The following is a 13,820-nucleotide window of genomic DNA, read 5'->3' as shown; positions in this document are numbered from 1 at the left end:
ATGCCGCGCCCCCCTGGTTCTAGCCTGGGGGGCGCGGCATTCGTATGTCCGCTGATGAGACACACAGGAACGAGGCTTCACATGACCGACCCCGTGACGCTGGACGGCGAGGGCACGATCGGCGAGTTCGACGAGAAGCGCGCCGAGAACGCCGTGCGCGAGCTCCTCATCGCGGTCGGCGAGGACCCGGACCGCGAGGGACTGCTCGACACGCCAGCACGCGTGGCGCGGGCGTACAGGGAGATATTCGCGGGGCTGTGGCAGAAGCCCGAGGACGTCCTGACGACGACGTTCGACCTGGGCCACGACGAGATGGTGCTGGTGAAGGACATCGAGGTGTTCTCCACCTGCGAGCACCACCTCGTCCCGTTCCGCGGCGTCGCCCACGTCGGGTACATCCCGTCCTCCAGCGGAAAGATCACGGGTCTGTCCAAGCTGGCCCGGCTCGTGGACGTCTACGCCCGCCGTCCGCAGGTGCAGGAACGACTCACCACGCAGATCGCGGACTCGCTGATGGAGATCCTGGAGCCGCGCGGCGTCATCGTCGTCGTGGAGTGCGAGCACATGTGCATGTCGATGCGGGGCATCCGCAAGCCCGGCGCGAAGACCATCACCTCGGCGGTCCGCGGCCAGCTGCGGGACGCCGCGACGCGCAACGAGGCGATGAGCCTCATCATGGCGCGCTGACCTCAGGGTCTTTCGTTTGGATCAGGCCGGGTCAGGGAGCGGTGCCAGGGCCCGCGAGCCCGGCGTGATCCAAACGAAAGACCCAAGGGCGGCCCGTCAGCGGGCCGCCCTTGGGCCTCTCGGCCGGCCGACGCCCGACGGGCCCGACGGGCCCGGCCGATCGGTCTGTCCGTCGCCGGTCTGTCCGTCGGTCGTCGGCCCGCCCGTACGGGCGTGCGGGGCGGGCGGGTCAGGAGGCGGGTTCCGCGCCGCCGTGGTCCTGGTCGTCGTCCTCGGGGAGCTTGCAGACCCGCTCCAGGAACAGCGCCGCCGCTATCACCGCGATGCCGGCCAGGACCGAGAAGGCCGCGTAGACGGCCTGGTCGCGGCGGGCGGGGATGTCGAGCAGTTCCAGCAGGAGCACGCCGGTGCCGCCGTACATCCCGGAGACCAGGGCGGCCACCAGGGCGCTGGCCTGGCCGAAGACGACCGCCCGGGCGGCCATCAGCGGGTCGACGCCCTTGGCGCCGGGCCGGCGCTCGCGCTGGGCCTTGAGCCGGGCGCGCAGCGAGAGCGCCGTGGACAGCAGGACGGCGGCGATCAGGGCGAGGACGATGGGCGCGGCCAGCGGCACGCTGGGCAGCGTCCCCACCGCGTTCCACAGGCGGGCCGCCGCCCAGGACAGCACTCCGGCCACGACGAACACGCCGACCAGCACCCTGATGCGCAGCTCTTTCACGGTGTCCCTTCAGCTCCCCCGGACCGTGGTCGGGCGTGGGCGTTCCGGCCGGACCCGGTCGTGGGTCCGGCCGTGCCGTACGTCGTCGGTGCTGTGGCCGGTGAACCTCTTCCGGTCGCAGCTCCAGGGCGTGTCTCGAAAGTCCCGTCTGGCTCGCGACGCTACTTTCGAAACACGCCCTAGACCTTAACGACTACTCGGGCAGCCGGAGTTCCAGGTCCGCGCGCGGCTCGACGCCCGCACGGGTGACCGAGGCGAGCAGACCGGCCACGGCTCCGCGGCCGGGGAGCTGCGCCTCGGGGTCCACGTCGTGCCAGGGGGCGAGGACGAAGGCGCGCTCGTGGGCGCGCGGGTGCGGCAGCGTGAGGCGCGGGTCGTCGGAGACGACGTCGGCGTAGGCGACGATGTCGACGTCGATGGTGCGCGGGCCCCAGCGCTCGTCCCGGACCCGGTTGAAGGCCTCCTCGACGGCGTGGGCGCGCTCCAGGAGGGAGGACGGCGGCAGCGTCGTCTTCAGGACCACCACCGCGTTGAAGTACGACGGCTGGGAGCCGGGATCGACGCCCCAGGGCTCGGTCTCGTAGACGGGGGAGACCGCCTTGACGCGCACGCCGGGCGTGTCCTCCAGGGCGTCGACGGCGCCCTGGAGGGTCTCCAGGCGGTTGCCGAGGTTGGAGCCGAGGGAGAGCACGGCCCGTTTCGGGTTGCTGAGGGTGGTGTCGGCGGCGTCGACCTGTTCGACGACGGACGCGGGCACCGGCTGGACGGTCGGGTCGCTGTGACCCTGGCGGAAAGGTCGGGTCATACTCGGCTCCGGGTGATGGTGACGGTCACGTCGTCGAAGGGGACGGTGATCGGGGCGTCCGGCTTGTGGACGCAGACCTCGACCTGCTGGACCCCCTGGTGCTTCAGACAGACCTGGGCGATGCGCTCGGCGAGCGTCTCGATGAGGTTCACCGGCTCGCCCTCCACCACGGCCACGACCTCCTCGGCCACGATGCCGTAGTGCACGGTCTTCGCCAGGTCGTCGTCGGCGGCGGCCGGCCGGGTGTCCACACCCAGGACGAGGTCGACGAGGAAGGTCTGGCCGTCCTCGCGCTCCTTGGGGAACACTCCGTGGTGCCCGCGGGCCTTCAGGCCGCGCAGCGCGACACGATCCACGCGAATCACTCCTGCAGTCGTCGGTGACGGCCGGTGCCTGCCGCGTGCGGGCGGCACACCGGTCTCGGACGAATCTACCCGCGAGCACCGACAGTGCCGGGCGGCGGGGGACGGGCGAGGGGCCCGCCCCGGGTGGTCCCGACGTGCGTTTACCCTGGCGGGCCCGCCTTCCCACGCCTCACCGGCCGCCTTCGCCCCCGGTCCCGTGATTCCGGCCACTCGCGGGCTCCCGTGCGGGTCCGCGCCGGGTGCCCGCCCGCTCAGGCGGGGGTGTCGTCGTCGTCATCGCCGTTCTCGGACAGAACGGGGGAGGCGTGATGGGACCAGAGCTTCCAGCCGAGGGAGGTGCGCCGGAACACGTTCGTGGCGACGACGAGCTGTCCGACCAGCGGGCCCAGCTCGTCGCCGTCGCCGGGGGCGGGGCCGCCGCTGAGGATGTTCTCGGTGCAGGTCACCAGGGCCGTGTCGCCGGTGACCGAGACGTGCACGTCGGTGAGGAAGAACTGGATGTAGTCGGTGTTCGCCATGATCAGCGCGTACGAGCGCAGCACCTCGCCGCGGCCGGTCAGCGCCGGCCAGCCCGGGTGCACGCAGGAGATCACGCCGGTGTCGGCCGGGTCGTGGTACTCCTCGTCGACGCCGAGGTCGGACGGGGTGAGCCAGAGCGAGGACAGCTCCTCGAAGTCGCCCCGCTCCAGCGCCTCGTAGTAGGCGGTGTTGGCCGCCTCGACCTGTTCGACGTCGGTGTGGGGCGCGCTCACCGGGCTCCCTCGGAGGAGCCGGCCGGGTCGGCGGCGGGCGTGTCGCCGGACGGTGCGGCGCCGGCGGCGCGGGCCTGCTCCACGGCGTGGGCGACCCGCACGGCGTCGGCCGTGGCGCGCACCTCGTGCACGCGCACCGCCCATGCGCCGGCGTGCGCCGCGAGCGCGGAGACGGCGGCCGTGGCGGCGTCGCGCTCGCGCGCGGGCGGCGGCGCGCCCTCCGGACCGGCCAGCACCCGGCCGAGGAACCGTTTGCGGGAGGCGGCGACCAGCACGGGGTGGCCGAGGCCCAGCAGTCGGTCGAGGCGGGCCAGCAGGGCCAGGTCGTGCCCGGCGTCCTTGGAGAAGCCGAGGCCGGGGTCGACGACGACGCGGTCCGGGGCGACGCCGCCCTCCAGGACGGCCTCCACACGGGCGCGCAGCTCGTCGGCGACCTCGGTGACGACGTCGGCGTAGACGCCCCGGACGTTGCCGCCCTCCAGGAAGCCGCGCCAGTGCATGACCACGAACGGGGCGCCGGTGTCCGCGACCACCGGGATCATGCCGGGGTCGGCGAGGCCGCCGCTGACGTCGTTGACGAGTGCCGCGCCGGCCGCGAGGGCCTGCTCGGCGACGCGGGCGCGCATGGTGTCCACCGAGATCGTGACGCCCTCGGCGGCGAGGCCGCGGACGACCGGGACGACCCGCCGGAGCTCCTCGGCCTCGTCGACGCGGGTGGCGCCCGGACGGGTGGACTCGCCGCCGACGTCGACCAGGTCGGCGCCCTGGGCGATCAGGTCGAGGCCGTGCTTGACGGCGGTGGTCGTGTCGAACCAGCGGCCGCCGTCGGAGAAGGAGTCGGGGGTCACGTTCACGACCCCCATGACCGCGCAGCGGTCCCATGCCGGAAGGCCCGCCACTCGGCCGCGCCCGCTCTGGTTGCTCATACGTTCAGCGTAGGCCCAGGGAGCGGACGGCAGGGCCTCCGGGCCGGGGGCCGGACCGGGGGCCGGATCGGGAGCGACAGGGGTGGGAACCGGGGGAGGGACGGGCCCGGAAACCCGAGCGGGCCCCGGCGCCGGTGGCGTCCAGGGGCCCGCTCGTGACGGCCGGGTTCACGCCGCCTGGACGTCCCGTTCGGTCCGGTGCGCACAGGCGCGGTCCTGGGCGGCCCGGCGGCGGCGCAGGAAGCGCGGCATCGGCAGGGCGAGGTCGACGAAGCCCTCCGCCTGCATGGTGGCGAAGCCGATGCGCGGCAGGTCGGAGGAGGCGCGGTAGACGATGTACCGCGGCTCCCAGCGGGGCTGGAACTTGGCGTTGAACTTGTACAGCGACTCGATCTGGAACCAGCGGGAGAGGAACACCAGCAGTCCGCGCCAGGCCCGCAGCACGGGGCCGGCGCCGATCTTCTCGCCGCGTGCCAGCGCGGAGCGGAACATCGCGAAGTTCAGCGAGATCCGCGCGACGCCGAGTTTCGGGGCGGCCTGGAGGGCGGCGACGATCAGCAGTTCGTTCATGCCCGGGTCGGCCGAGCGGTCGCGCCGCATCAGCTCCAGGGACGCGCCGTCCTCGCCCCACGGAACGAAGTGGATGATCGCCTTGAGGTCGCCGAACTCGCCCGGCTCGTCGTCCTGCTTGTGCGCGGTCGCTATGAGGCAGTCTCCGTCGGAGGGGTCGCCGATCCGGCCCAGCGCCATGGAGAAGCCGCGCTCGTTGTCCGTGCCGCGCCAGGCCTCGGCGGCCCGGCGGATCCGCTCCAGCTCGGCGTCGCCGAGGTCACGGATGCGCCGTACGCGGGTTTCGTAGCCGGCCCGTTCGATGCGCTTGACCATCTGACGGACGTTGCGCATCGCGCGTCCGGCGAGCGAGAAATCCGCGACGTCGACCACCGCCTCGTCACCGAGTTCCAGGGCGTCCAGGCCGGTCTCCCGGGTCCACACCTCGCCGCCGGTCTCCGAGCAGCCCACGACGGCGGGCGTCCAGGAGTGGGCCCTGGCCTCGTCCATGAAGCGCTCGATGGCGCCGGGCCAGGCCTCGACGTCGCCGATCGGGTCGCCGCTGGCGAGCATCACTCCGGAGACGACGCGGTAGGTCACCGCGGCCTTGCCGCTGGGGGAGAAGACGACCGCCTTGTCGCGGCGCAGCGCGAAATGGCCGAGGGAGTCGCGGCGGCCGTGCTTGGCCAGCAGGGCGCGCAGCCTGTCCTCGTCCTCCTCGGTCAGCCGCGCGGCGGGGTGCTCGGGGCGGAAGGCCAGGTAGGCCGTGGTGACCGCGGTGAGCCAGCCGAGGGCGCCGAGGGAGTAGGCGACGGTCCAGGAGGTGTTGCCCTGGTAGTCGACGGGGCCCTCGAAGCCGAACAGGCCGTAGAGCACGTGGGTCAGCCGGTCGGCCAGGCTGGGGTCGCCGATCACGCGGTGCGGGTGGGTGCTGACGATGAGCATGCCCAGGGCCACCGAACCGGCGCTCATCAGCACGAAGTTGGTGAGCGCCCGCCACCGGCTGCGCGGGTCGGGCAGGGCCGCGAACTCCTTGCGGTGGATCAGGAGCGGCGCCAGCAGCGCGAGTGAGATGATCACTCCGACGACGGAGTGGCGGTAGACGAACTCGGCTGCCGCACCCGCCGGGAGGAGTATCACGGCGGCCCGCCACGCACGCCGCTTGCGTCGCTTCAGACCGTGCGCGAGCAGCAGCAACAGCACGCCCGCGCTGAGCGAGAGGGCCGCCACGAACGGTCCGAAGGACCCCGGCAGCACCTCGACCATGGTGTGCATCCGGCTGTGCCGGAAGCGCGGGAAGACGGCCGCGGCGACGTCGAGGAGACCGACGACCGCGCAGGCCCTGCCGATCAGCGTGGGGACGGCCTCCGGGCGGGGGCCGCGGAGTATGCGCCGCACCCGGCCCGGCCGGCTCGGAACCCCGTCCGACATTTCCCCATCTATCCTGACAGACATCGCATCCCGTAGTTCTGCGAGAGACCTTGAATCCGGTGCCGATCGGGCATCCGGCGACATTGCGCCCTCTAGGACGGTGTCCAGGGGAGAGAGGTTCACTCCCCGACGGAAATCCGGGTCAAAGGCCAGGGAAAGCTCGGGGCAAGCTCACGCCAAGACGGCGGGACGGTCCGGGCGGGAGTACAGGCAGGAAAGAGCGCCCATGGGTCTCACTAGCAAAAAAGTGCTGGTACTGGCGGTTGTGTTCGCCGTGCTGCTGTTCGTCGCCACGGTGTGGCTGTGGCCGCGTCTGGCGCGCCGCAACTGGCGTGCCGTCAGCGGGCGCGTCGGTATCCTGCTGGCCACCCAGACGGCGATCTTCGCCTGCGTCGGCCTCACCGCCAACCAGGCCTTCGGCTTCTACGCCAGCTGGGCGGACCTGTTCGGGCAGGAGACCGACCAAGGGGTCGTCATAGACCACTCGGCGACCGGAGCCGCGGGCGGTCCGCTCCAGGTGGTCGGCACCCAGCGGGTGCAGTCGAACAACGGCTCGCGGCCGCAACTGACGGGCCAGATCCAGAAGGTGGACATCGTGGGCCGTACGACCCACATCGCCTCACCGGCGTTCATATACCTTCCGCCGGAGTACTTCCAGCCGCAGTACCGCACGCGTACGTTCCCGGCGGCCGTCGTCCTCACCGGTTACCCGGGCACCGCCCAGGCGCTCATCAGCAAGCTCAACTACCCCCGCACGGCGCAGGACCTGGCCAAGAAGGGCCGGATGCAGCCGATGATCCTGATCATGCTGCGGCCGACCGTGGCGCCGCCGCGCGACACGGAGTGCGTGGACATCCCCGGCGGTCCGCAGACCGAGTCCTTCTTCGCCAAGGACCTGCCCGACGCCGTGCTCGCCCATTACCGGGTCGGCAAGACGCCGGGCAGCTGGGGCATCGTCGGTGACTCCACGGGCGGTTACTGCGCGCTGAAACTCGCCATGCACCACCCCGGCGTGTACGCGGCCGGCGCGGGTCTGTCGCCGTACTTCAAGGCGCCGATCGACCCGACGACGGGCGATCTCTTCCACGGCGACAAGAATCTGAAGAATCGCGCCGATCTGATGTGGAGCATCAAGCACCTCCCGGCTCCCGACACTTCACTGCTCGTCACCAGCAGCAGGCAGGGTGAGAGCGACTACAAGAACACCCTGAAGTTCATCGACGCGGTCAAGGCGACGAACACGACCCGTGTCTCGTCGATCATCCTCGGCAGCGGCGGCCACAACTTCAACACCTGGAAGCGCGAGATCCCGGCGACGCTGCAGTGGCTGAGCGGACGGCTGAGCGAACGCTGAAAATGATCTTGAAAAGGATCCCGTAAGGGGTCCGAAGGGTGCCCGAAGGCGAGATCCGGAAGAGAGGATCTTGAAGCGGGAAGGGGCGGGGAAAGCGGCGGAAGCGGGACCTCCGCGTGAAACCGGAGCGAAGCGGTGAGGGAGACGGAACTCCTCATGTCCGGTGAAGGTTTCGGTATGGCCGCCTTTTTGCGGGGCGGACGCCCATGTTTCGTCTACGCGCGGTAAGTTTCTGGCCATGCCACGTGGACGTCACCGCCATTCCCCTCCTTTGCACAGGCTGCTGCCGCCCTCCGCGATCGCCGGCGTCTCCCTCGTCTGCGCCCTGGGCCCCTGGGTGTTCACGGCGCCGGCCCTGCTGCGGTCCCTCGCGGCGGCCGCCGCGGTGACGGCGATCGCCGGAGCGATCGTCATGCGCCGCTGGGACGCCCAGGCGGGTCGGCAGGTCGCCGACCTCACGCGCGCGCGGGCCGGTGACGAGTGGCGCTTCGAGGAACGCGTCGCCGAACTCGAGTCCGATCTGGAGGAGTCGCGCGAGCTGCGCGTCCGGCTCGAGAAGAAGCTGCGGGCCAAGCGGACCGAACTCGCGGGCCTGCGCAACGAGCACGCGGCGTTGCTGCGGCGGTACGCCACGGCGGAGACGGAGCGGGCGAGCGCCCTGGAGGGCCGCCGGCTGCTGGAGATCGAGGCGGCGCCCGACGCCCGCGCGCTGCCGCCCGCTCCGGCCACGTCAGCTCCGGTCACGTCCGCGGCGCCCGCCGTCACCGGCGCGCCCGCCGCCCCGGAAACCGAGGGCGACGGCGCCGCGGCGGACGGGACGCCGGAGCGGACACCGGAGACCGAGAAGCCGGCGGCAGTGGCTCCCGCCGTGTTCTCCCCCGAGGGCTCCGAACTGTTCCTGCGCGCGGGGGCCGCGCTGGCGCGGCTCGCGGCGGACGGCGGAGAGGCCGCTGACGAGGCCTTCGAGGCCGCCGCCGGGGCGAACTCCGAACCGGAGGCCGAGTCGGACGCCGAACCGGTCGCGGCGCCGGACTCCGGGGCGGGCGCCGACGCGGCCGTCGTGGACACCGACGTGGTCGCCGACGCCGGCAGGGCCGCCGAGACCGCCGTTGTCGCCGACGCCGACGCCGACGCCGACGCCGACGCGCGTCCCGCGCCGGAGGACGGACCCGGATCCGGGGGCCGGCCCGAGGCGTCCGGCGGGCACGAGCCGACGGTCGCCGGTCCGGCGGGCGATCCGGCCGTCGGTACGGCCGGCGACGCCGCCGAGGCGGACCGGGCGGACGAGTCGGCCACGACGCCGGCCTCCGCCAGGCCCGGGCAGCGGCCCGACGGCCACTTCGCCGTGCCGACCGCGGTGGCCGTCGTACCGGCCGCGCCCGTGCGGCGACCGGCGGTCGAGGGCGGGTTCGACTTCTTCGGCACGAAGAAGGGCGCGCCGCCCGCCGCGCTGGAGGCCGTGCAGAACGAGGACCTGGCCGACGTCGTGGGTCAGGAGGCCCTCGCGCTGCACAAGGCCGAGGCCGAGTCCCAGTACCGGCCGGCCGACGCCGGGACGCGGGCGGTGGGCCAGGTCATCGACCTGACGGCGCACGACGAGACGGAGCAGATCGACGTACAGGACCTGCGGACCGCGGCGTCCTGAGGGACGGTGCCCGCGCGCGGGCGACGACGACGGTGAGGGGCGTGGCAACCGGTTGCCACGCCCCTCACCGCTGCCCGGGGCGGCCCGCCGGGGCGGGGTCGTCGGTCAGGCGGGGTCCGGTCCGGGGGGCGGGGTGGCGGTCGTCATCCAGCGGTCCGGTCGTGCTCGGCGCCGGCCCGTCCGGGAGCGTTCCGCCTGGGCCCGGAGCAGGCGGGCCGCCTCGTCGGCGTCCCGCAGGCGCGCCGTGACCGTCTTGTCCGCTCCCGTGTCCACGTGCACGTCGGCGACGTTCCACACCCGCTCCCACGGCCCCCTGGTCAGCCGTACGCTCTGCACCTTGGCGTGCGGCACCAGCGCGAGCCGGCGCCGCAGCAGTCCGTGCCGCGCGGCGAACACCGCGTCGGTCACGGCGATCCCGTGCCCCCGCCACCACACCGGCGCGCACCACCGGGCGCGCCGCGGCGGCCGCAGCAGCGCCGAGGCGTCCGGCACCGTCAGCCCGGGCAGCACCCGCGCGATCACCGACTCGGCGATCTCCCGCGGGGCGACCGGCAGCAGCACGGAGTTCGACGACCCGGCCACGTCCAGTTCCACCCGGACCCAGCCGCGCCGCCGCCACAGCAGCGGCTCCACGATCCGCACGGTCTGCACCCGGCCGGGCGGCACCGTCTCGTGGGTGCGGTCCAGCAGCCCCCGGTCGATCCGCAGCCCGTCGGGCGACTCGCTCACCGTCCAGTCGTAGGCGCCGACGAAGCGGCCCACGCTGCTGGTCACGGCCCCGCCGAGCAGCGGCACGGCGGTGGCGAGCACCGTCCACGGGCTGTGGGTGCCCAGCCACAGCAGCGGCGGCACCACGAGGGCGGTGAGCAGCGAGCCCCAGGTCGCGCCGGTCAGCAGCAGCGAGACGGCGATCACCCGGGCGGGCACGCGCACGAGCTGCCGCGCGGGCGCCTCGCCCACCTCCCGTGCCGTCGCGGGGGCGAAACCGGCGGCGCGGGCGAGCAGTTCGGCGCGCAGGGCGCGGGCCTCGTCCTCGCCGAGGAAGGCGAGTTCGTCCTTCTTGTCGGCCCCTATGACGTCGAGCTTCAGCTTGGCCACGCCCGCGACGCGCGCGAGCAGCGGCCGGGTGACGTCGACGGCCTGGATCCGCTCCAGCCGGATGTGCGCGGTGCGGCGGAACAACAGGCCGGTGCGGATGCGCAGTTCGGTGTCGGTCACCGCGTAGTGCGTGAACCACCAGGACAGGAAGCCGTACAGCGCGGCGGCCGGGACGAGCACCGCGAGCCCGATCAGCAGTGTGGTCGTCGTCAGCCGGGTCAGCTGCCGCTGCGCCTGGTCGGGGTCGTGCACGGCCCATCCGGCGAGGACGGTGACCGGTGCCCAGGCCCTTCTGAGCGGGGTTACGGGGTGCAGCCGCCGTTCGGGCACGGAGGGTCCGCCGCCGGCCGGCTCCCGTGGGGGCGACTGGCCGGCGGCGCCGCCGCGCACGGCGGTCGTGTCCGGGTCCCCGGCGGTCGTGTGCGCGTCCCCGGTCGACGCGTCCTCGCTTCCGGCCGTCGCGTCCTGGCTCCCGGCGGACCCGCCCGCGAGTTCCCGCCCCGGGCCGCCCCGGTCCTCCGCCGCCGTCACAGCCCCGCCGATCGGGCCTCGCCGAGCTCGGTGAGCCGGTCGCGCAGGCGTTCGGCCTCGGTCGGCCGGAGGCCGGGGATGGTCGCGTCGGTCGCGGCGGCCGCTGTGTGCAGCTGCACGGTCGCCAGCCCGAAGCGCCGCTCGACGGGCCCGGAGGTGACCTCGACCAACTGCAGCCGCCCGTACGGCACGACGGTCTCCTCGTGCCACAGCACGCCCCGGCTGATCAGCAGGTCGTCGGCGCGCTCGGCGTACCGCCAGGAGCGCCAGTTGCGCCCCAGCAGCGCCCAGCCCCAGGCCAGCAGCGCCAGCGGCAGCAGCGCGAACGCCGACCACACCGGCCCGGCCGTCACGCCGAGCACCACTCCCACGGCCACGGCGGCCGCCCCCAGCCACACCGCCAGCAGCAGCCGTCGCATCCGCAGCAGGCCCGGCGGCAGTGCGGTCCACACCGGCTCGCCCCCCGCCGCCCGGCCCTCTTCCGGGCTCCCCGTTTCCATGGGGCAAGCGTACGTAGGGGAAACTGGGCGCATGACTCCTACGACGGAGACCATGGTCGGGATCGGCGGCGCCGCGGAGAGCACCGACATGGTGCTCAACATCGGGCCCCAGCACCCCTCCACGCACGGTGTGCTGCGGCTGAAGCTGGTGCTGGACGGCGAGCGCATCAGGCACGCGGAGCCGGTGATCGGCTACATGCACCGGGGCGCGGAGAAGCTGTTCGAGGCGCGCGACTACCGGCAGATCATCATGCTCGCCAACCGCCACGACTGGCTGTCGGCGTTCTCCAACGAGCTGGGCGTGGTCCTGGCCGTGGAGCGGATGCTCGGCATGGAGGTCCCCGAGCGCGCGGTGTGGACGCGCACGCTGCTCGCGGAGCTGAACCGGGTGCTCAACCACCTGATGTTCCTCGGTTCCTATCCGCTGGAACTGGGCGGCATCACGCCTGTCTTCTACGCGTTCCGGGAGCGGGAGATCCTCCAGAACGTGATGGAGGAGGTCTCCGGCGGCCGGATGCACTACATGTTCAACCGGGTCGGCGGCCTCAAGGAGGACCTGCCGGCCGGGTGGTCCACGCGCGCGCGTGCCGCCGTCGCCGCGGTCCGCTCCCGCATGGACGTCTTCGACGACCTGGTGCTCGGCAACGAGATCTTCCGGGGGCGCACCAGGGGCGTGGGCGCGCTCACTCCGCAGGCCGTGCACGCCTACGGCGTGAGCGGTCCGATCGCGCGCGCCTCGGGTGTCGACTTCGACCTGCGCCGCGACGAGCCGTACCTCGCGTACGGGGAGCTGGCGGACGTCCTCGAGGTGGTCACGCGGCAGGAGGGCGACTGCCTGGCCCGCTTCGAGTGCCTGCTGGCGCAGACCCACAACGCGCTCGACCTCGCCGACGCCTGTCTGGACCGGCTGGCCGAGCTGGCGCCCGGTCCGGTCAACCAGCGGCTGCCGAAGGTCCTGAAGGCGCCCGAGGGGCACACCTACGCGTGGACCGAGAACCCGCTCGGCATCAACGGCTACTACCTGGTCAGCAAGGGCGAGAAGACCCCGTACCGGCTGAAGCTGCGCTCCGCGTCCTACAACAACATCCAGGCCCTCACCGAACTGCTGCCGGGGACGCTGGTGGCGGACATGGTGGCGATCCTCGGGTCAATGTTCTTCGTGGTCGGGGACATCGACAAATAGGCCGGGCAGGTCCGGCAGGTCCGGGAACAGGTCCGGCAGGCCCGGGAACGGGCCGGGAAGTCCGGTCGCCGGGGCGGCCTGGAGCAGCCAGCGGAAGTCACCGAGGCCGCCGGACGCGGTGAGCTCCGCGGCCTGACCGGCGCGCGCGAGGGCGCGCACGTACTCCGCGGGGTCGGTGGAGGCGAGCGCGAGCGGGGGGCGTACGCCGGTGACGCCCAGGGCATGCAACGCCTCACGCTGGGTGATCACGCGGGTGTGCGCGGGAGCGGACGCGGCGCACGCGTCCAGGGCGACGTGCGCCGTGATGTCGCACGACCCGTCGGGCACGGGAGTCGTCTCCCGCCCCTCCCGGAATCCGGTGAGCGTCCCGAAGGGCGGCCGGGAGGCGGCGGTGTGCGCGTAGTCGACGGCGACCGCGAGGCCCCGTTCCAGACGGGCCGCGGCAGCGGCCCAGGCGGCGTCCCGGGGCAGGCCGATCTCCGCCCGCAGGCCCGGCTCGCCCGGCAGCGGCCACCACCGTGCCAGCCACTCGGCCTCGGCCCCCGCGACCGGGTCCCCGAGCCGTTCGGCGCCGTCGCGCCGTACGAGCACGCGCCGGGGCACGCCCCCGGAGTCGACCTCCGCGACCTCCAGCGGCACGTTGTCCAGCCACTCGTTGGCGAACAGCAGTCCGGTGACCGCCGCCGGAGGCTCGGAGCGCCACTCGATCCGCGGATCCAGGCCGTCGGGCCGGCCGGCGATCTCGACGGCGCAGACCCGCGCGCGTGCGGCCACCTCGGCGGGCAGCGCGCCGAGCACCCCGGCGGCCAGTTCCCCGCGCCCGGCGGCCATGTCGACGAAGCCGAGCTCCGCCGGGTGCCCCAGCGCCTCGTCCACCCGGCACAGCAGCCGCGCCACGGCCGTCGCGAACAGCGGCGAGGCGTGCACGGACGTACGGAAGTGCCCGGCCGGGCCCTCGGGCCGCCGGTAGAAGCCGTCCGGACCGTAGAGGGCCTCCCACGCCGCCGCCCGCCAGCCACGCCACTCGTCCGAGACGCCGTCGTCCGAGACGCCGTCGACCGCGCCGCCCGTCGGTCCGCGCCGCTCGCCGTCCGTCGGGCCGTCCGCCGGACCGCCCACCGCGCCCCGTGCGCTGCCGCCCGCCGTGCCCCGTGCCCTGCCCTCGTCCGTAGTGTCGTCCGCCACGTCGTCAGCGTAGGCGTACTGGTGATCACGGCATCCACCTTGGGGAGTACGAGCGCCGGGCGCGGATCGAACCTCCGGTTGACCCCTGCAC

13 protein-coding genes are annotated in these 13,820 nt (G+C 73.5%); 4 read left to right on the top strand and 9 right to left on the bottom strand.

Annotation, left to right across the window (positions count from 1 at the left end):
* The first annotated feature begins 81 nt into the window (after window positions 1-81).
* The gene (gene folE / locus ACH5A8_RS09820) at window positions 82-687 is read left to right on the top strand and encodes a GTP cyclohydrolase I FolE (RefSeq protein WP_398999926.1); all 606 of its coding nucleotides are present in this window, start codon (window positions 82-84) and stop codon (window positions 685-687) included.
* Between the two features lie 229 nt (window positions 688-916).
* On the opposite strand, the gene ACH5A8_RS09815 is transcribed toward folE, so the two are convergent.
* From ACH5A8_RS09815 to ACH5A8_RS09790, 6 genes are all read right to left on the bottom strand, one after another.
* Window positions 917-1,405 carry a DUF3180 domain-containing protein gene (locus tag ACH5A8_RS09815; protein WP_398999924.1) on the bottom strand — a complete coding sequence of 163 codons (489 nt, stop codon included), beginning with the start codon at window positions 1,403-1,405 and terminating at the stop codon, window positions 917-919.
* Window positions 1,406-1,598: 193 nt separating this feature from the next.
* Window positions 1,599-2,210 carry a 2-amino-4-hydroxy-6-hydroxymethyldihydropteridine diphosphokinase gene (gene folK / locus ACH5A8_RS09810; protein WP_398999922.1) on the bottom strand — a complete coding sequence of 204 codons (612 nt, stop codon included), beginning with the start codon at window positions 2,208-2,210 and terminating at the stop codon, window positions 1,599-1,601.
* Window positions 2,207-2,566, bottom strand: a complete 360-nt coding sequence (gene folB, locus ACH5A8_RS09805) for a dihydroneopterin aldolase (protein ID WP_398999920.1) — start codon at window positions 2,564-2,566, stop codon at window positions 2,207-2,209. Before folB ends, folK begins: the two co-directional genes overlap by 4 nt.
* A gap of 260 nt (window positions 2,567-2,826) precedes the next feature.
* Complete coding sequence (locus ACH5A8_RS09800) at window positions 2,827-3,327, bottom strand: nuclear transport factor 2 family protein (protein ID WP_398999918.1); 501 nt, start codon at window positions 3,325-3,327, stop codon at window positions 2,827-2,829.
* The gene (folP, locus tag ACH5A8_RS09795) at window positions 3,324-4,253 is read right to left on the bottom strand and encodes a dihydropteroate synthase (protein ID WP_398999915.1); all 930 of its coding nucleotides are present in this window, start codon (window positions 4,251-4,253) and stop codon (window positions 3,324-3,326) included. The genes ACH5A8_RS09800 and folP overlap by 4 nt, the downstream gene beginning before the upstream one ends.
* 168 nt (window positions 4,254-4,421) lie before the next feature.
* A complete protein-coding gene (locus ACH5A8_RS09790) occupies window positions 4,422-6,233 on the bottom strand; it encodes a phosphatidylglycerol lysyltransferase domain-containing protein (RefSeq protein WP_398999913.1) in 1,812 nt (603 codons plus the stop codon).
* A 226-nt stretch (window positions 6,234-6,459) separates the two neighbouring features.
* On the opposite strand from ACH5A8_RS09790, the gene ACH5A8_RS09785 reads away from it, so the two are divergent.
* Complete coding sequence (locus tag ACH5A8_RS09785; RefSeq protein ID WP_398999911.1) at window positions 6,460-7,587, top strand: alpha/beta hydrolase; 1,128 nt, start codon at window positions 6,460-6,462, stop codon at window positions 7,585-7,587.
* Window positions 7,588-7,825: 238 nt separating this feature from the next.
* On the top strand, window positions 7,826-9,232 hold the full coding sequence (locus ACH5A8_RS09780) for a hypothetical protein (protein ID WP_398999909.1): 1,407 nt from the start codon (window positions 7,826-7,828) through the stop codon (window positions 9,230-9,232).
* A 105-nt stretch (window positions 9,233-9,337) separates the two neighbouring features.
* Here ACH5A8_RS09780 and ACH5A8_RS09775 read toward each other — a convergent pair whose 3' ends face one another.
* Together ACH5A8_RS09775 and ACH5A8_RS09770 are read right to left on the bottom strand one after the other, a co-directional pair.
* Window positions 9,338-10,720 carry a PH domain-containing protein gene (locus ACH5A8_RS09775; RefSeq protein WP_399000639.1) on the bottom strand — a complete coding sequence of 461 codons (1,383 nt, stop codon included), beginning with the start codon at window positions 10,718-10,720 and terminating at the stop codon, window positions 9,338-9,340.
* A 137-nt stretch (window positions 10,721-10,857) separates the two neighbouring features.
* Window positions 10,858-11,361 carry a PH domain-containing protein gene (locus tag ACH5A8_RS09770; protein WP_398999907.1) on the bottom strand — a complete coding sequence of 168 codons (504 nt, stop codon included), beginning with the start codon at window positions 11,359-11,361 and terminating at the stop codon, window positions 10,858-10,860.
* Between the two features lie 31 nt (window positions 11,362-11,392).
* Here ACH5A8_RS09770 and ACH5A8_RS09765 point away from each other — a divergent pair, with 31 nt between their 5' ends.
* Entirely contained in the window at window positions 11,393-12,544 is a 1,152-nt protein-coding gene (locus ACH5A8_RS09765; protein WP_398999905.1) for an NADH-quinone oxidoreductase subunit D, read from the top strand.
* Here the strand turns inward: ACH5A8_RS09765 and ACH5A8_RS09760 are convergent.
* Complete coding sequence (locus tag ACH5A8_RS09760) at window positions 12,509-13,729, bottom strand: SAM-dependent methyltransferase (RefSeq protein WP_398999903.1); 1,221 nt, start codon at window positions 13,727-13,729, stop codon at window positions 12,509-12,511. The two genes, ACH5A8_RS09765 and ACH5A8_RS09760, sit on opposite strands and share 36 nt — an antisense overlap.
* Between the last annotated feature and the right edge of the window lie 91 nt (window positions 13,730-13,820).

It is taken from the genome of Streptomyces sp. NPDC018610, assembly GCF_044391765.1.
In the GTDB taxonomy this organism is placed as follows: Bacteria; Actinomycetota; Actinomycetes; order Streptomycetales; family Streptomycetaceae; genus Streptomyces.
The sequence above is the reverse complement of the archived record's forward strand: the minus strand, read 5'-3'. Positions and strand labels throughout refer to the sequence as shown.